This window comes from Pseudochrobactrum lubricantis (assembly GCF_041929865.1).
In the GTDB taxonomy this organism is placed as follows: domain Bacteria; phylum Pseudomonadota; class Alphaproteobacteria; order Rhizobiales; family Rhizobiaceae; genus Pseudochrobactrum; species Pseudochrobactrum saccharolyticum.
Genome location: NZ_JBHEEE010000002.1, coordinates 350223 through 367545, shown reverse-complemented (window position 1 = coordinate 367545; position 17323 = coordinate 350223). Strand labels below are relative to the sequence as shown.

Annotated in this window: 16 protein-coding genes and 2 tRNA genes; 14 read left to right on the top strand and 4 right to left on the bottom strand. The window is 52.4% G+C overall.

The genetic code is table 11. From position 1 onward, the window contains the following. The first annotated feature begins 2 nt into the window (after positions 1 to 2). The 4 genes from JNC80_RS06190 (at position 3) to map (ending at position 2099) form a co-directional block, all read left to right on the top strand. Positions 3 to 77: transfer RNA gene (locus tag JNC80_RS06190), tRNA-Glu, on the top strand. 239 nt (positions 78 to 316) lie between these two features. After that, positions 317 to 391 (top strand) — tRNA-Glu (locus tag JNC80_RS06185). A 94-nt stretch (positions 392 to 485) separates the two neighbouring features. Beyond that, the gene (gene sfsA, locus JNC80_RS06180; RefSeq protein ID WP_376709802.1) at positions 486 to 1190 is read left to right on the top strand and encodes a DNA/RNA nuclease SfsA; all 705 of its coding nucleotides are present in this window, start codon (positions 486 to 488) and stop codon (positions 1188 to 1190) included. An 81-nt stretch (positions 1191 to 1271) separates the two neighbouring features. Then, positions 1272 to 2099 carry a type I methionyl aminopeptidase gene (gene map, locus JNC80_RS06175; protein WP_022710902.1) on the top strand — a complete coding sequence of 276 codons (828 nt, stop codon included), beginning with the start codon at positions 1272 to 1274 and terminating at the stop codon, positions 2097 to 2099. A 46-nt stretch (positions 2100 to 2145) separates the two neighbouring features. On the opposite strand, the gene pdxY is transcribed toward map, so the two are convergent. Together pdxY and JNC80_RS06165 are read right to left on the bottom strand one after the other, a co-directional pair. Next, positions 2146 to 2991 (bottom strand): pyridoxal kinase, encoded by an 846-nt coding sequence (pdxY, locus tag JNC80_RS06170; RefSeq protein WP_376709801.1) that lies wholly within the window; start codon positions 2989 to 2991, stop codon positions 2146 to 2148. Next, positions 2991 to 4226 (bottom strand): benzoate/H(+) symporter BenE family transporter, encoded by a 1236-nt coding sequence (locus JNC80_RS06165; RefSeq protein ID WP_376709800.1) that lies wholly within the window; start codon positions 4224 to 4226, stop codon positions 2991 to 2993. The genes pdxY and JNC80_RS06165 overlap by 1 nt, the downstream gene beginning before the upstream one ends. A 140-nt stretch (positions 4227 to 4366) precedes the next feature. Between JNC80_RS06165 and pdxR the strand changes: the two genes are divergently transcribed. The 10 genes from pdxR to JNC80_RS06115 all read left to right on the top strand — a co-directional run bounded on the left by pdxR (position 4367) and on the right by JNC80_RS06115 (position 15527). Further along, positions 4367 to 5854, top strand: coding sequence for a MocR-like pyridoxine biosynthesis transcription factor PdxR (gene pdxR, locus JNC80_RS06160; protein ID WP_376709799.1), 1488 nt, complete (start codon positions 4367 to 4369; stop codon positions 5852 to 5854). A 119-nt stretch (positions 5855 to 5973) separates the two neighbouring features. After that, positions 5974 to 6777, top strand: a complete 804-nt coding sequence (locus JNC80_RS06155) for a YggS family pyridoxal phosphate-dependent enzyme (protein ID WP_376709798.1) — start codon at positions 5974 to 5976, stop codon at positions 6775 to 6777. A 249-nt stretch (positions 6778 to 7026) separates the two neighbouring features. Further along, positions 7027 to 7824 (top strand): RadC family protein, encoded by a 798-nt coding sequence (gene radC, locus JNC80_RS06150; RefSeq protein ID WP_376709797.1) that lies wholly within the window; start codon positions 7027 to 7029, stop codon positions 7822 to 7824. Positions 7825 to 8023: 199 nt separating this feature from the next. Further along, positions 8024 to 8662, top strand: a complete 639-nt coding sequence (locus tag JNC80_RS06145) for an outer membrane protein (protein WP_151159969.1) — start codon at positions 8024 to 8026, stop codon at positions 8660 to 8662. Positions 8663 to 9037: 375 nt separating this feature from the next. Continuing rightward, positions 9038 to 10102 carry a dipeptidase gene (locus JNC80_RS06140; RefSeq protein WP_151159966.1) on the top strand — a complete coding sequence of 355 codons (1065 nt, stop codon included), beginning with the start codon at positions 9038 to 9040 and terminating at the stop codon, positions 10100 to 10102. Between the two features lie 205 nt (positions 10103 to 10307). Continuing rightward, positions 10308 to 11930: an ABC transporter substrate-binding protein gene (locus tag JNC80_RS06135; RefSeq protein ID WP_376709796.1), complete on the top strand. Its 1623-nt coding sequence runs from the start codon at positions 10308 to 10310 to the stop codon at positions 11928 to 11930. A 6-nt stretch (positions 11931 to 11936) separates the two neighbouring features. Further along, positions 11937 to 13001, top strand: a complete 1065-nt coding sequence (locus JNC80_RS06130; protein WP_022710893.1) for an ABC transporter permease — start codon at positions 11937 to 11939, stop codon at positions 12999 to 13001. Then, positions 12998 to 13927, top strand: coding sequence for an ABC transporter permease (locus tag JNC80_RS06125; protein WP_022710892.1), 930 nt, complete (start codon positions 12998 to 13000; stop codon positions 13925 to 13927). Before JNC80_RS06130 ends, JNC80_RS06125 begins: the two co-directional genes overlap by 4 nt. Further along, positions 13924 to 14760, top strand: a complete 837-nt coding sequence (locus tag JNC80_RS06120; RefSeq protein WP_376709795.1) for an ABC transporter ATP-binding protein — start codon at positions 13924 to 13926, stop codon at positions 14758 to 14760. Before JNC80_RS06125 ends, JNC80_RS06120 begins: the two co-directional genes overlap by 4 nt. Next, positions 14757 to 15527, top strand: a complete 771-nt coding sequence (locus JNC80_RS06115; RefSeq protein ID WP_151159964.1) for an ABC transporter ATP-binding protein — start codon at positions 14757 to 14759, stop codon at positions 15525 to 15527. The genes JNC80_RS06120 and JNC80_RS06115 overlap by 4 nt, the downstream gene beginning before the upstream one ends. A 215-nt stretch (positions 15528 to 15742) precedes the next feature. Here the strand turns inward: JNC80_RS06115 and JNC80_RS06110 are convergent, their stop codons facing one another. Continuing rightward, the gene (locus tag JNC80_RS06110; protein ID WP_376709794.1) at positions 15743 to 16231 is read right to left on the bottom strand and encodes a hypothetical protein; all 489 of its coding nucleotides are present in this window, start codon (positions 16229 to 16231) and stop codon (positions 15743 to 15745) included. A gap of 171 nt (positions 16232 to 16402) precedes the next feature. Further along, entirely contained in the window at positions 16403 to 17233 is an 831-nt protein-coding gene (locus JNC80_RS06105) for an alpha/beta hydrolase (RefSeq protein WP_376709897.1), read from the bottom strand. Positions 17234 to 17323 lie beyond the last annotated feature (90 nt).

Sequence of the window (17323 nt, the reverse complement as noted above, 5' to 3'; positions counted from 1 at the left end):
AGGCGCCCATCGTCTAGCGGTTAGGACAGCGCCCTTTCACGGCGCAGACAGGGGTTCGATTCCCCTTGGGCGTACCATCTTCTCCAGGCTGATGAAGATGAATGATCTCAGAATCAGATATAAAATCACCCCTTCTGAACTAAATCAAAACACTCGAAACCGAACTTCGTAACGCGCTTTAATCCGCCGCGATTCTGATTCCGGCTGTTTCGTTGCTTTTTCATAAGCATCAGATTTTTTTCACATATTTTGTATTTTTTTGCATTTTCCCTATTGCGCATTCAATACGGCTTAGCTATACAGCGCTCACCGGCAGGCGCCCATCGTCTAGCGGTTAGGACAGCGCCCTTTCACGGCGCAGACAGGGGTTCGATTCCCCTTGGGCGTACCACTTTCTCTCTTGAGAAATTCAGTTTTCCAGAAACAAATCTCCAAGAATAAAAATTCAGTTTTGCATTCAGATCAGCTTTGATCTAACCAGAAACATGCTTTTTCCTTCTCCCCTTATTCGCGGCACATTATTGCAGCGCTATAAACGTTTTCTGGCGGATATCCGGCTTGATAGCGGTGAACTGATTACCGCATCTGTGCCGAATACCGGCTCCATGCGCGGCCTGACCACGCCGGGTTCAGAAGCATGGCTCAGCATATCCGACAGCCCGACTCGCAAATATGCCCATACGCTGCAAATCGTTCAGGCCGACGACACTCTGGTCGGAATCAATACCGGCCTGCCGAATAAAATTGCTGAGGAAGCGATCCTGTCCGGCATGATTCCGCAATTATCCGGCTTCACCACGCTCAAGCGCGAACAAAAATACGGGCAGAACTCCCGCATTGATTTATTGCTTCTTGGAGAAACGCATCAGCAGACCTATGTAGAGGTCAAGAATGTGCATTTTAAACGCACAGGACAACTGGCAGAGTTTCCCGATAGCGTAACCGCCCGTGGTGCCAAACATCTCGTTGAGCTCAGCGAGATGATCAAAGCCGGTCACCGCGGTGTTATGGTCTTCGTTATTCAGCGTCAGGATTGCGATTCTCTGTCCATATGCGGCGATCTTGATCCTGCTTATGCCGCAGCATTTGCGAATGCGCGGCAGCATGGGGTTGAGGCTTACGCAATTCGGTGCCACATAAGTCCTGAATCAATTATCGCGGATCAGACGGTTCCCGTTCTGAACCTGTAAATCTTTTGCTTTGTCTTAGTCGCAAGGCAGTCAATTCCGGTACAGCCTGAGTGCTGTCCTAACATATATACGGATCACCCGATGGTAACCTATGTCAATGCCGACAGCGCCCCGCTTAAATATACAGGCCAGATCAAGCTTTACGGACCTGAAGGTTTTGCAGCCATGCGCAAGGTCTGCGCAATCACATCCGAATGTCTTGATGCACTGAATGATATTGTCAAACCGGGCGTCACCACCAATGAGATCGACCGTTTTGTTTTTGAATTCGGTGCCGATCGCGGTGTGGTTCCTGCCACGCTGAATTATCGCGGCTATACCAAAAGCTCCTGTACTTCAATCAACCACGTTGTTTGTCACGGTATCCCTGATGACAAGCCGCTGCGTGAAGGCGATATTCTCAATATCGACATCACCTTCCTGCAGGATGGCTGGTATGGCGATTCAAGTCGCATGTATGCGGTCGGCCAGATCAAGCGCGCTGCAGAGCGCCTGATGGAAGTCACCTATGAAAGCCTGCTGCGTGGTATTGCAGCGGTGAAGCCCGGCGCAAAAACCGGTGCAATCGGTGCCGCCATTCAGTCTTATGTAGAAGCAGAACGCTGCTCTGCCGTGCGCGACTTCTGCGGCCATGGTGTGGGGCAGTTGTTCCATGATGCACCGAATATTCTGCACTATGGCAAAGCGACTGATGGTGTGGAAATCCGCGAAGGCATGATCTTCACCATCGAGCCGATGATCAATCTCGGCAAACCGGATGTGAAAGTGCTGAAAGACGGCTGGACAGCCGTAACCCGCGACCGTTCGCTGACAGCACAATATGAGCATACAATTGGTGTGACCAAAGACGGCTGTGAGATTTTCACACTGTCGCCGAAGGATATTTTCTTCACCACCGGCAACAAATAACAAAATGGCCGCGTCCTCTCATCGGAGACGCGGCCATTTTTTTGGATTAAGCAGGCACCAGCATATCGATTGCACTCCCCAATTGCATCTCATGTTCGCCCTGCTCTGCTGTACGGCTGACAACATTCAGCACTGTCGTCGCCGCATTACGTGCAGCTTCTGTTAGAGTGTTGCCATGCGCCAGATTGGCCGTCAGCGTGCCGGTGAACAGGTCGCCGGTTCCCACCGGTACAATGGGCACACGCGGCGAAGTCAGTCTTGTCACTTCCCCGCCTTCAAACACCACATTCTCCAGCGAGCCATAAGGCGTATCGGGAAACACACAGCCCGTTGCAATCAAACGCGCATTGTTGAACGCCTGTATCTGCCGTACCTTTTCCTGCAAAATATCAAAGGATGAAGCGTCGCTTCCGGTTATCAGCCCGACTTCGAACTGATTGGGTGTCAGGAGATCGGCCAGCGGCACCAGTTCATTGATAATACAATCCACCACCGGATCAGCGACAAACACGCCTAAACCTGTATCACCCATCACCGGATCACAAATATAGATGATTTCCGGATTGATCTTACGCGCCCGTTTGACAAAATCCGCAACAACCTCGCCATTGGCACGCGAACCCAGATAGCCGGAGACAATATAGCGGCTGGTACTGATTAAGCCGCGCTCTTCCACGCCGCGCAGCAGGTCACTCACCAGTTCCGGTTCCAGCACGCGCCCGCGCATAGTTTCATAGCCCGGATGGTTGGAGAGCAATGTCGTCGGCACTGCCGCAACATTCAGCCCGCGCGCCTGCATTGGCAGTACCGCAGCACTATTGCCGACATGGCCGTAGACAACCTGACTTTGAATGGAAATCACTGATGTCTGCATTGATAATGGCTGCGACATTACTTTACTCCTTCTTTGACAGCGACCAGCGCTTCACGATCCCGCTTGGGCAACTGTCCGTTCAGCAACATATAAGCAACCAGACCAATCACCAGCCCCCAAAATGCCCCGCCAATACCCAGCAAATTAATATTGGCAGCGGAGGCCAGAAAAGTGATTAAAGCCGCTTCACGGGTTTTCGGATCAGCCAGCGCACCTGCCAGACTGCCGCCAATGGTACCGAGCAGAGCAAGACCAGCGAGCGTGGTGATAAATGTTGATGGAAAGGCCATGAAGACCGCGGCAAGCGTGACACCGAACACACCGACAAGCACATAGAAACAACCTGCCGCGATACCGGCGATCCAGCGTTTGCGCGGGTCTTCATGCGCTTCACGCCCTGTGGCAATCGCAGCCGTAATCGCAGCAATATTAAAAGCATGGGAGCCGAATGGAGCCATGAGCAGCGAGCCGAGGCCGGTAACTGTGACAATCGGATTGGCACTGGTTTTAAAACCGTCATTCCGCAGCACCAGCATGCCCGGCATATATTGACCGGTCAGCGTGATGAGGAATAGCGGCAGTGCCACACTCAGCAGCGCATTCAGCGAAAAGACCGGCATTGTAAACACCGGTGCGGCCAGTGTGAGACTAAGGCCGGAGAAATCCACCCGTCCCTGCACCAGCAGGAAACCGATCCCCAGCACCAAAATTCCGACCACAGCATAGCGTGCAGTAAAGCGCTTGAGCAAAACATAGGCCACGATCAGCCCGCCAACGAGCAGCGGATCAATGGTTGCACCACCAAAGGCACCGATACCGAATTGAAGCAAAATACCGGCCAGCAGGCCGGAAGCGATACTTGCCGGAATAAGGCGGATCACTTTCTCAAAAGTGCCGGAAAGCCCCAGCACGACAAAAGCAAGCGCCGAGATAATATAAGCACCAACCGCCTCCGCATAAGGCGTTGTGGCCAGCGCAGTAACCAGAAAGGCCGCTGCGGGCGTTGACCATGCGGTGATAATAGGCTCACGAAAATACCAGCTCAGCATCAGCCCCGTTACACCGACACCAATAGACACAGACCAGACCCATGACGCAGTCAGCTCAGGACTGAGACCGGCAATTTTCGCCGCCTGAAAAACCAGAATGAAGGTTCCTCCGTAATTGACAATCACCGAAATCAATCCGGCAACAACCGGATGGGTCAGATCGCTGAAACGCAAAGGAGATGGTGGCGGAATAGTCTGGGACATAAGACAGGCTCTCTAATATGGCTGTGACGCTGCCGGTTCTGCATAAAGCCGACGGTCACAGGATGGTCATGATGCGCTTGACTTTTAACCTGTGAATGGTCTGTTATCTCCATCCACTTATCGCTTTGGAGCCAGACCAATTGTTCAGGCACTCCCAACTTGAATCTGTCAAAGCATGGATTGCCCATCCGGCTCATGCCACGATGCCGCTTCATGCACGGATACAGCGCGCCATCCGCCAGCTGATCGTCAATGGTGTATTGGCATCGGGTAAACCGCTCCCCGCCTCCCGCGCTTTGGCAAAATCGCTGGATGTCTCGCGTGATACGATTGAGGCTGCCTATAGCCAGCTTCATGCAGAAGGCTTTATTGAACGTCGGGTTGGCAGTGGCAGTTTTGTGGCCGAGATGACTGACTTCTCGGCGGGGCGCAGGCTCTCGCAACGCGATGCGCTTGCCCGCAATCAAGCGCCGAACCTGAGTAAACGCGGCAATGCCATGTTTCGCAGCGGCGGCGTGCGTGAACAACTGGTTCCCCGCCCTTTTGCACCGGGTCTGCCGGAAACCTGCAGCTTCCCGATACAACTCTGGGAGCGGCTTGAAAGGCAGGTTCTCAAAGAAACCGGCACGCAAGCGCTGCTGCACGGTAATCCGCAAGGCACAGAACCGCTGCGCCGTGCGATTGCCGATTATGTCAATCTGGAGCGTGGCGCCCGTGCCACCGCCGACCGTGTGCTGGTGCTGACCAGTTCGCAGCAAGCACTGACACTTTGCGCCAATATGTTGCTGGATGCAGGCGACAGTATTTTCATTGAAGATCCGGTCTATTACGGCGCACGCAGAGCCTTTGATGCGGCGGGGTTGTTTCCCGTGCCAATTCCCGTTGACCGGCAAGGCATTATAGCCGAGCATATTCTCGAAGACCCGCTTAAAGCCAAAGCCGTGTTTCTCACCCCGTCCCATCAGTTTCCGACCGGTGCAACACTGGCGCTGGACAGGCGTCTGGCATTGATCGAATGGGCATCCCGACATCAGGCATGGATTATCGAAGACGATTATGACAGCGAGTTTCGCTATACCGGCAAGCCGACAGCCTGCGTACAGGGGCTCGATCCCCATGACCGCACCATCTATATCGGCACTTTCACCAAATCTCTGTTTCCGGGTCTTCGCATTGGCTACATCGTGCTGCCGCCACAACTGGTTAAACCCATGACCGTAGCGCGCACCTTGCTGGATGGTCATACAGCATCCGTGGCTCAGCTTACACTCGCGCGTTTTATGGAGGGCGGTCATTTCGGTGCGCATATCCGTGCCATGCGCAATATTTACGCCGAGCGTCTCGACGTTCTGACAAAACTCGTCGGGATACATCTGAGCGAATTTATTGAACCGCGTGTACCAATCGGCGGCTTGCAAATGCCGTGTCTGCTGATCTGCGAAATATCGGAACGTGCAGCCATTGATGCAGCAAGACGTGTCGGCATCGAATTGCTGGGACTATCGCCGCTTCATGCATCCGGCAGCGGCAGAGCCGGATTTCTGATGGGCTTTGCGGCCTATACACCGGCGGAGCTGGAAACCGCCGTTAAAAAGCTCAAAACAGCTTTTCAGAACATCAAAATCTGAAATTTCAAATGGCCTGCCAGTGAATTCAAAAGTGGCCGGTCTAAGCCAGCCATTTCTATACTATGCTCCGTGTCGTATTTTGCCTGCACTCAAGGCAGCAAGACTGAAAGACACATGCCATGGATCAACTGCTCACCCCGCTTTCTACCGAAGATATTGCCCGCTTTGGTGAAACACCCGCAATTCGCTTTGCGCAGAATTTGCAGCTGGTTCAGGAACGTATTGCTGCGGCAGCCTTGCGCAGTGGTCGCAACTGGCAAGATGTGCGTCTGCTACCGGTTACCAAAACTGTTCCCGCACATATTCTGCGCTATGCGTTTGCCGCAGGCATTACAGATTTTAGCGAAAACAAATTGCAGGAAGCCCGTGATAAGCGTGAGAAACTCAATGATCTTGCGATTAACTGGAGCATTATCGGCCATCTCCAGACCAATAAGGTCAAATATCTCACACGTTTCGCCACAGAGTTTCACGCGCTCGACAGTATTCGCCTTGCGGAGGAACTGAACCGTCGGCTGGAAAGTGAAAACAAAGATCTGGATGTCTTTGTGCAGGTCAACACATCCGGTGAAGAGAGCAAATATGGCCTGCATCCCGATGATCTGCTGCCATTCATCGAGCGCCTGCCCGATTTTCCGCGTCTGCAACCGCGCGGCCTGATGACCCTTGCTCTGTTCAGCTCTGATCTTGATAAGGTACGTCCATGCTTCCGGCTGCTGCGCAACCTGCGCGATCAGGCGGCGCGGCATCATTCCGGTATCACCAAACTCTCAATGGGCATGTCCGGTGATTTCGAGGCGGCGATTGAAGAAGGCGCGGATATTGTCCGCGTCGGTCAGGCAATCTTTGGCCCAAGGCCGACTGCAGATGCTTTTTACTGGCCGGGTCTGACAGACACAACACAGCAATCAGCGCAGCCATAAAAACAATTTAAGAAATATAATCAAATACTTAAATTGTTAAACTGCCTCTTAAAGCCTATTTTCCGATAGACCATTCTGAGATTTTCCGTTTAATCTGTAAACGGAAACCGCTCATCCCTGCGGTAGCCATCTGTGCATTCGGGGGCACGTTGCAGTATGGCAAATAAAATTGCGTCAGCGGATGAGACAGATCTGTTTCCGCCTGCTGATGAGAGACTTCATCTGCAGATATTCAACGAGGCTGGCATAATGCAACAGCCTTCCGGCCGCTTGTCTGTGCCTGCCGGAGCAACCGAAAACCATCCGGTTCGTTCGGCAGAAACACCTCCGCAACCGGAACAGCCTGTTAAAACCTCTGCAGGAGTGAAGAAAAACAAGCCTCATTATAGCGGCCACCGTCAGCGCCTGCGCGAGCGTTTCAACAATCATGGCGACGACGTTCTGGCCGATTATGAGCTGCTGGAGCTTCTGTTGTTTCGCACCATTGCGCGGGCAGATACCAAACCGCTGGCCAAAGCTTTGCTCAACCGCTTCGGCAGTTTTGCCGGTGTGCTGGGGGCAGAACCGCAACTACTAAGGGAAGTTGCAGGCTGCGGAGAAGCCGTGGCACAGGATATCAAACTGCTTAATGCCTGTGCCCGCCGTTCCGGCAAAAGTGAAATCATGAAAAAGGATGTGCTGGATTCATGGAGCAAGGTCATCGCCTATTGCATGACCTCAATGGCCTATGAAAACCGTGAGCAATTCCGCATCCTGTTTCTTGATAAGAAAAACCGCCTGATCGCCGATGAAATACAGCAAATCGGCACTGTCGATCATACACCGGTCTATCCGCGCGAAGTCATCAAACGAGCGCTGGAACTGTCCTCTACTGCCCTGATCTTATTCCACAATCATCCGTCCGGTGACGCAACACCATCCCGCGCCGATATTGATATGACTAAGGTAATTATCTCGATTGCATCGCCGCTGAATATCGCTGTACACGACCATATTATCATCGGCAAAGCTGGTCATATCAGTATGCGCGGCCTCGGACTTATCTGAAAAAATACGCACAAAAATCCTGTTAACCCATTATTAATTATAAATAAAACAATAAGACCGGCTTAACAGAAACATGACATAAACAAACCAAATTGGTCACAATTAACCGGCATAACCGGCTCAAAGGCGCAAGACTAAAAAGACTCGGGCGCCAGACAAATTTCAAGATTGCCTCACATGGCAAATACGGAGCCGGACTATGCGTCACTTTACACTTATCAGCACAGCAGCACTCGCGCTGGCACTTACACAGGCTTCTGCTTTCGCAGCAGATTCCTTCAATAATGACTATAACTACAATGACAGCTCATCGAGCTATGATGCGCCTGCGACATGGGAAGGTAACTATGTCGGCGCGCATCTCGGCACCACTTCTTCCAAAACACCAAGCCCGTTCTCCAGCCGTACTTCGGCAATGGGCGGTATCGTCGCCGGTAAGAACTTCCAGTCCGGCAACTTCGTTTATGGTGGTGAAGTCGAAGGCAACTTCGGTGAAGCGGAACATAAAATTCAGGATGGCGGCCGTCTGCAGCAGTCATGGAGCGGTGTAGCCAAGGTTAAAGCCGGTTATGCCATGGACAAGACTCTGGTTTACGGTACTGTCGGTTATGGCCTGACCCGTTTCAAACCAAAAGACAATGTTACATCCGGCAGCAAATGGGCTGGCGGCGTACAGATGGGCGTTGGTGTTGAGCAACAGCTCTCCGGTCCGTTCTCTGTCAAAGCAGAATATAACTATATGCGTCACAATGGCGTAAAAACCAGCGTGAATGACACACGTTATGAAAACAATCTCAAGACCCACACTCTGAAAGCCGGCGTTAATTACCGCTTCTGATTCTTGAGTATTTGAACAAAACAAACCAAAGCGCCGTATTTTCTTAAATACGGCGCTTTTTTCATATTTTTAGATTTTTTGCTAAAATACATTGATTTTATTATAAAAAACAAAAGCTTGAATAAGCGTATCCATTCTGAATATGGTTTGTTTTTTCAGCATAGGCTTATGCAAATTTTGCATTCCCCCACCTGATTAATGTCAGGATAATAACTTTTTCGATGCATTTTCCTCTTTGTCTTCGTCATTTTCACTGCTTTTTTGTACGCGCCTATGAGCTGCCTCAACCGGTCAACAGCTTGATCGTGCCCCGCAGCTTGACTTGAACAGGCTCCCTGATTTTAAAGTTAAGCTGAGGAAATTGGGAATTTAATCATGCAAGCAGTTTTTGACGGCCATAATGATGTGCTGCTTCGTCTTTGGGAGAACCGCAATAAAGGCGAAGATCCGGTAAAGGAATTTATCGAAGGAACCACGCAGGGTCATATTGATCTGCCACGCTCCCGCAAAGGCGGTCTTGCCGGCGGCCTCTGCGCCATTTACATTCCCAACCCTGCTACCGGCGAAACAATTTTTGACGAACCGGACAGCAATGGTCATTACGACACGCCGCTTGCTGCCCCGCTTGACCGCACCTATTCCTTCGACATCGCCAGCGAATTTATCGACATTGCCTATAAGCTTGAACGCGCAGGCGGATGGAAAATCTGCCGAACCGGTCAGGATATCGACAATGCCATTGCAGACGGCGACTTTGCAGCCGTTCTGCATATGGAGGGTTGTGAAGCACTCGACAAGGATCTGAAGGCACTTGAACTGTTCTATCAGGCCGGCTTGCGCTCGCTCGGCCCTGTCTGGAGCCGCCATAATATTTTCGGCCACGGCGTACCGTTCTCCTATCCGATGAGCCCTGATACCGCACCGGGACTGACCGATGCCGGTAAAGAGCTGATTAAGGCCTGCAATAGCCTCGGCATCCTGATCGACCTGTCGCATATCACTGAAAAAGGCTTCTGGGATGTGGCCAAACTCAGCAATCAGCCTTTGATTGCCAGCCATTCCAATGCCCATGCCCTGACACCGGTTGCACGCAATCTCACCGACAAACAGCTGGATGCAATTGCCGAGAGCAATGGTCTGGTCGGCCTGAACTATGTCACCACCATGCTGCGCGCAGATGGTCAGGTGAATACGGCCACACCGATGAGCGATATGGTGCGCCATATTGATTATCTGGTGAAGAAAGTCGGCATCGATGGTGTGGCTCTCGGCTCGGATTATGACGGCGGCCCGATACCGGAAGGTATTACGGACGCTGCGGGTACACAAAATCTCGTTCAGGCGCTGCGGGAAGCGGGCTATGGCGAGGATGATCTTGCAAAAATCTGTCGTGAAAACTGGCTGCGTGTGCTGCGCTCTGCCTGGCATGAACACCACTGAGCAATCATAAAAAAGCACAAAAACAATCAGTTGACGACAAGTGTCAGCCTCCTTGCGGAGTCCTGCCATTCAATCATATGATAGATAAAAATCTTTCTGCCGGATTAGCTCGGCAGAAAGAAAATAACACGGTGCGATACACGTGTTTTCAGTATCGCAGGCACGTTGAACGGCCAATCATTTGGGATGAAATATGGGGTATATAATGATTAAAAAATCCAACGGGATTAAAACATTAAATCGTTTTGGTTATCTCGCAGCCGCCGCCGCTCTGGGCGTATTTGTCAGCGCAGCAGCAGTGCAGGCCGCAACACCGGCCGATACGCTGGTTCTGGGCTGGACATTCGATGACATGATTACGCTGGATCCGGCGGAATCTTTCGAGCTCTCCACCGGTGAAATCCTCGGCAACACCTATGACCGCCTGCTGCGTCTCGACCCGAATGATGCATCCAAGGTCATCGGCGACGTTGCGGAAAGCTGGGAAGTTTCCGAAGACGGCCTGACCTATACTTTCAAAATCCGTGAAGGCCAGAAGTTCGCCTCCGGCAACCCGCTGACAGCTGAAGATGTGGCCTACTCGCTCATCCGTGCTGTTAAAATCGACAAGAGCCCGTCTTTCATCCTCACCCAGTTCGGTTTCAAGCCGGATAATGTGGAAGAGAAGATCAAGGCAACTGATGCCAATACACTGGTTATCACTGTTGACCAGTCCTATGCGCCAAGCTTCGTGCTGAACTGCCTGACCGCTGACGTGGCCTCGGTTGTTGACAAGAAACTGGTTGAAGAAAACGCCAAAGACGGTGATTACGGCTATGGCTGGCTGAAGACCAACTATGCCGGTTCAGGCCCGATGATTGTCCGCGACTGGCGCGCCAATGAAATCGTTGTTCTGGAACGCAATGACAATTACCGTGGCGACAAATCCCCGCTGAAACGCGCGATTTACCGCTATGTCAAGGAAAGCGCGACCCAGCGTCTGATGCTTGAAAAAGGCGATATCGACGTAGCGCGTAACCTTGAGCCGGGCGACATTGATGCGATTGCCAAGACCGAAGGCGTTTCGCTGGCATCCGCACCAAAGGGCACCGTTTATTACTTCAGCCTCAACCAGAAAAACGAAACTCTGGCCAAGCCTGAAGTGCGTGAAGCTCTGAAATATCTCGTTGATTACAGCGCGATTGAATCAACACTGATTAAACATATCGGTGTTCAGCACCAGACATTCCTGCCAAAGGGTCTGCTCGGCGCGTCGGATGAAAAACCGTACAAGCTCGACGTAGCCAAGGCTAAGGAATTGCTGGAGAAAGCCGGTCTGAAAGACGGTTTCAACATCACCATGGATGTGCGTTCCAGCCAGCCAGTCACCGGTATTGCTGAATCCATTCAGCAGACTTTTGCTCAGGCCGGTATCAAGATGGAAATCATTCCGGGCGACGGCAAACAGACCCTGACCAAATATCGTGCCCGCAAGCATGATCTCTATATCGGTCAGTGGGGCACAGACTACTGGGATCCGAACACCAATGCGGACACCTTTGCCAGCAATCCTGACAATAAAGACGATGCATCGGCCAAAACACTGGCATGGCGCAACGCGTGGGATATTCCTGAGCTGACCAAGGAAACCAAAGCTGCTGTTCTGGAACGCGACACTGAGAAGCGTACACAGATGTATATGGACCTGCAGAAGAAACTGCTTGATGACGGTCCGTTTGTCATTCTGTTCCAGCAGACTGAAGTTGCCGCTTACCGCAATAATGTCGAAAACTACAAGCTGGGCGTGACCTTCACCACCAACTCTGTCTACGACGTATCGAAGAAATAATACGGTATGAGTGTAACCACTATTACAGCATCCGGGCGCAAAAACGCCCGGATCAGCAAATGGGCTCTCGGGATCGGGAGCTTCTTGCTGGTCGTCATCACAACCTATCTCGGACTGCTGGCTGTGACCTTCTTCATTGGTCGCGTCATTCCGATTGATCCGGTTCTTGCAATTCTCGGTGACCGCGCACCGGCTCATGTTATTGAGCGCACCCGCGAAGAGTTAGGATTAAATCTGCCGATCTGGCAGCAATTCATTATTTATGTTCAAAAAGCCCTGTCCGGCGATTTCGGCATGTCGGTTCTGACCTCCAATCCGGTTATGACTGATATCAAGCGCGTTTTCCCTGCGACAATGGAACTGGCAACAATCGGCACGCTGATCGGCGCTGTCTTCGGCATTCCGCTCGGTGTGCTCGCGGCTGTAAAGCGCGGCAGCTTCATCGATCAGCTGGTGCGCGTTATCGGTCTGTTCGGTTATTCCGTTCCGATCTTCTGGCTCGGTATGATCTGTCTGCTGATTTTCTACGCCAAGCTTGGCTGGGTTGCCGGTCCGGGTCGTATTGACGTGGCTTATGAATATACCTTCACGCCGATCACCGGCCTTTACATGCTGGATGCGATTATTCAGCGCCAGTGGGATGCGCTGGGGAATATTCTCTCGCATATCATTCTGCCTGCATCATTGCTCGGTTATTTCTCTTTGGCCTATATCAGCCGCATGACCCGTTCTTTCATGCTCAATGAACTGGATCAGGAATATATCGTTGCAGCGCGTGCAAAGGGCTTAAGCGAAACCAAGATCATCTGGGGTCATGCTCTGCGCAATGCGGCTGTACCGCTTGTGACTGTGATTGCCCTGTCCTATGCCGGTATGCTGGAAGGCTCGGTTCTGACTGAAACCGTGTTCTCATGGCCGGGTCTTGGTCTGTACATCACCAATTCTCTGCAAAGCGCTGATATGAATGCTGTTCTCGGCGGCACTATTATCATCGGCTCTGTGTTTATTGCCCTTAATCTGCTTTCCGATCTGCTCTATCGGACACTCGACCCACGGACGCGCGCACGATGAGTGAGACAACACTTCCAAAAGAAACATGGCGGGAATGGCTGCTCACTGAGCGTCCGCAATCCCGTGCACAGGCCAAACTCGGCCGTTCCTACATGATCTGGCGCCGTTTTACCGCGAATAAACTTGCGGTACTCGGCCTGATTATCATCGGTCTGCTGGTATTTGTGGCTGCCTTTGCACCATGGCTGGCACCGCATTCACCGGTTTCCGGTGATCTGGCCAATTCACGCCTGCTGCCAATGGGCTCACCGGGCTATCTGCTCGGTACAGACGATCAGGGGCGCGATATTCTCTCCCGCCTGATCTACGGCTCACGCTGGACGCTCTATGTTGTTCTGCTGGTTGCTATTCTGTCGGCACCGGTCGGCCTTCTGGTCGGTACTGTAGCCGGTTATGCCGGTGGCTGGGTTGATGCGCTGCTGATGCGTATTACCGATATTTTCCTTGCCTTTCCGAAGCTCATTCTGGCGCTCGCTTTTGTTGCGGCTCTCGGACCCGGCATTGAAAATGCGGTTATCGCGATTGCGATTACCTCATGGCCGCCTTATGCCCGTATTGCCCGTGCGGAAACACTGACACTTCGCAATTCGGACTATATTTCAGCTGTGAAGCTGATGGGCGCATCCCCTGCCCGTATCGTCATCCGTCATATTATGCCGCTCTGCCTGTCCTCGCTGATCGTTCGTGTGACGCTGGATATGGCCGGTATTATTCTGACTGCTGCCGGTCTTGGCTTCCTAGGTCTCGGTGCTCAGCCCCCACTGCCTGAATGGGGTGCAATGATTGCTTCCGGACGTCGTTTCATTCTCGACCAGTGGTGGGTAGCCGCTGTACCGGGCATGGCCATTCTCATTGTCAGCCTTGGCTTCAACCTGCTTGGTGACGGCCTGCGTGACGCTCTTGATCCGCGAGGCAACAACCAATGAGTGATAAGCTGCTTTATGTTGACGATCTGCGGGTATCATTCCCTACCCGCACCGGCTCGATTGAGGCTGTTCGCGGCGTGTCTTTCACACTGGGACGTGAGCGTCTGGGTATTGTGGGTGAATCCGGTTCGGGTAAATCCCAGACCGGCCGCGCCATCATGGGGCTGACACCGCCCCATGCAAAAATCACAGCCAAGCGTCTGGAATTTGATGGTATTGATCTGCTCGGCATCTCTGCAAAAGAACGCCGTGCTTTGCGCGGCAGCCGCGTGGCCATGGTTCTGCAGGATCCGAAATATTCGCTCAATCCGGTTATGACCATTGGTCGCCAGATTATTGAAACCCTGTCGGCTCATGCACCGGTCAACAAATCCGAAGCCCGTCAGAAGGCTCTGGAGATGCTGGAAGCGGTACAGATCCGTGATCCGGAGCGCGTTTTTGATCTCTATCCGCACGAAGTATCCGGCGGTATGGGACAGCGCGTAATGATCGCGATGATGCTGATTGCCCAGCCTGAGCTGCTGATCGCCGATGAGCCGACTTCGGCTCTCGACGTCACCGTTCAGCTTGAAGTGCTTGGTATTCTCGACAAGCTGGTGGCAGACCGCGGTATGGGGCTGATCTTTATCAGCCACGATCTGCGTCTGGTCTCCTCATTCTGCGACCGCGTTATCGTGATGTATGCCGGTCGTATTGTTGAGGAAATTGCCGCAAGCGATCTGGCCAATGCAAAACATCCATATACTCAGGGGCTTCTGAACTGCATGCCTAAGATCGGCGCTGACCGTCATCCGCTGCCAACCCTGCAACGTCAGGCGGAGTGGAGCGTATGACCGGTACCAGTACAAAAACATCTGCCAATCCGGCATTGTTTATTGAAAATCTCAATGTATTGTTCAATGACTTCCACGCGTTGAAAGATGCGTCGATCACGGTTGCTAATGGCTCCTCCTTTGGTCTGGTCGGTGAATCCGGTTCGGGCAAGTCCACACTGCTGCGCGCAGTTGCAGGACTGGCACCAACCTCTTCCGGCAAGATTGAGGTCAACGGCAAGCCAATACCAAACCCGCGTGACAAGGCCTTCTATAACACGGTACAGATGGTGTTTCAGGATCCTTACGGTTCCCTTCACCCGCGCCAGACTGTAGATCGCCTCTTGCTTGAGCCATTGGCTATCCACGGCATCAAAGATACGGAGAAGCGTATTGTCCGTGCATTGGATGAAGTAGGCTTGGGCTCCGGCTTCCGCTTCCGCTATCCGCACCAGCTTTCCGGTGGTCAGCGTCAGCGTATTGCGATTGCACGCGCCCTCATCGTCGAGCCAAGCATTCTGCTGCTGGATGAACCGACTTCCGCACTTGATGCTTCCGTTCAGGCGGAAGTGCTCAACCTGCTGGAGCAAATCCGCCGCGACCGTAAACTGACCTTCGTTATGGTCAGTCACGATCTCGCAGTTATCACCCATATGTGTGATGAGCTGGCGGTAATGCAGAACGGTACGATTGTTGAGAAACTCAAAGCTGATGATCTCGCCAAGGGCAATCTGAAAGAAGACTATACACGCAATCTGATGGTTGCCAGTGAAGGCTTCAAACGCTGATTTTCTTACATCATTAAAAATCAGGCCGCGTGTCTCACGACCGCGGCCTTTTTCTTTATCCACACAATGATTTCAGATGGTTAGCAGCACTATCGGAATCATTTTCTCAAACAAAAAAGCCGCTCTGTATTAAGAGCGGCTTTTTGTAATTCTCAGCCTATAAAATGTTAGAGCGACCTTTGTGCGCCCGGGAGGGCGCACGGCGCTCTAAAAAATCAGCTGGCTTTTTTCTGTTTTGCTGCGGCTTTTTTCGCAGGTGCAGCCTTGACAGGCGTTGCTGCAGGCGCTTTTGCAGCAGCTTCATTGGCTGCGCGCTGATCGGCACTCATCGGGCTGGTATCAACAACCGAACGCACAGTACCGTTGGCGCTGATTGTGCAGCGTGCATCACGGGAATCCACTTTCAGGATCACATCCGTATTGCCACCGCCGCCCGGACGGCTGTCTACAGCAGTAACCACGCGCTCCGGAATATAGTAGCGGTTAGCCGCTGCTGTAATGCACGGATTTGCCAGTTCAGGCGCTACATTGCTGCGCACGAATTGCGGGAAGCTCGGCATTTGCGAAGCAACCGGAACCGGCGCCTGTGCAGCAGTCGTTGTCGGAGCCGGAGTTGTGTTGGATGTTGTGGTACAGGCGGCAACCAGCGGAGCAAACATTGCCAGAAGTACAAAACGTTTTGCGGAACCTGTGCTGGTGCGCATACCATGCCTCATTCATAAAACAGATGTTATTGCAGTGAAATCGTCACTTTTTTCTGAGCCGAACCTATTCGCTTTTTCCCAAATGTCGAGTGGCAGCACAGTCACACTGACCAACAATCCTTCATGCTCCACAGTCAAAATGTCCTGCACGGCCATTATCCGCAACAGATTTTATGGAGCCTTGCTGACAAGCCAGTTCAATGCCACCCGCCAGTCTGTCATGCGGATCGGCGTACCGTGATTGCCGCTTTCATAACGATGCATCACCACCGGATATCCGCCCTTTGTTTTGCGCAAAGACCGGTAAAAAGCTTCCTGACTGTCAATCGCAAAAACCGGATCACGACTGCCATGGCTTAGGAAAACCGGAACCTTGCGTTTAAACGCAACGCTCTTGCGGAACTGGTCATCCCAGAGAGAGCCAAGCAATGCCAGCCCGTCAATCTGCTGCGCCGCAGTTGCATCCGCAGTCAATTGCCAGCACAGCACACCACCTGCTGAACCGCAGGCGACAATCACCCTGGCGCGTGGTGCCTGCTGCTTCATGGCAGCAATCAAACCGGAAATTTCTGAAGTTCCCTTGGCTGCGAAATCCGAAAAATCCGGAGCGAGATAAACACCGCCGCCCTGCACCACCAGATTTTTAAGCCGGTTAAAATTACCGCCAAATGTAAAGTCATTCACGCCCTGATGGCGGTTGCCGCCTTTACCATGGAGATAGAGCACAATCATGGAGGTCTGCGGTGTCAATTTGCCGACCTGATAGGTCTTCACCACGCCCGCTGCAGTCGGCACAGCAACATCCTTCTGCTGCGCCCGTATTTTCAGCGAGACATATTTATCCTGCACCCGCTTCTCTACAATGGTGTCGCGCCCGTTAATGTCGCGCATTTCATTATAATCGAGGATGAGATAATTGCCGCCATCGGCGCTTTTCAGCACGGTCTGTGCAGAAAACAAGTCGTCTTTGAAAGGCTGTAACTGCGGTTGCGCATGAGCCATACCAGCGCAGAATAATCCCGCAGCCAGAACCAGCGCCCCCGCAGGCCGCAATGAAATTCCCAAAACTCCCACTGCAACCTCCCTTTGCAG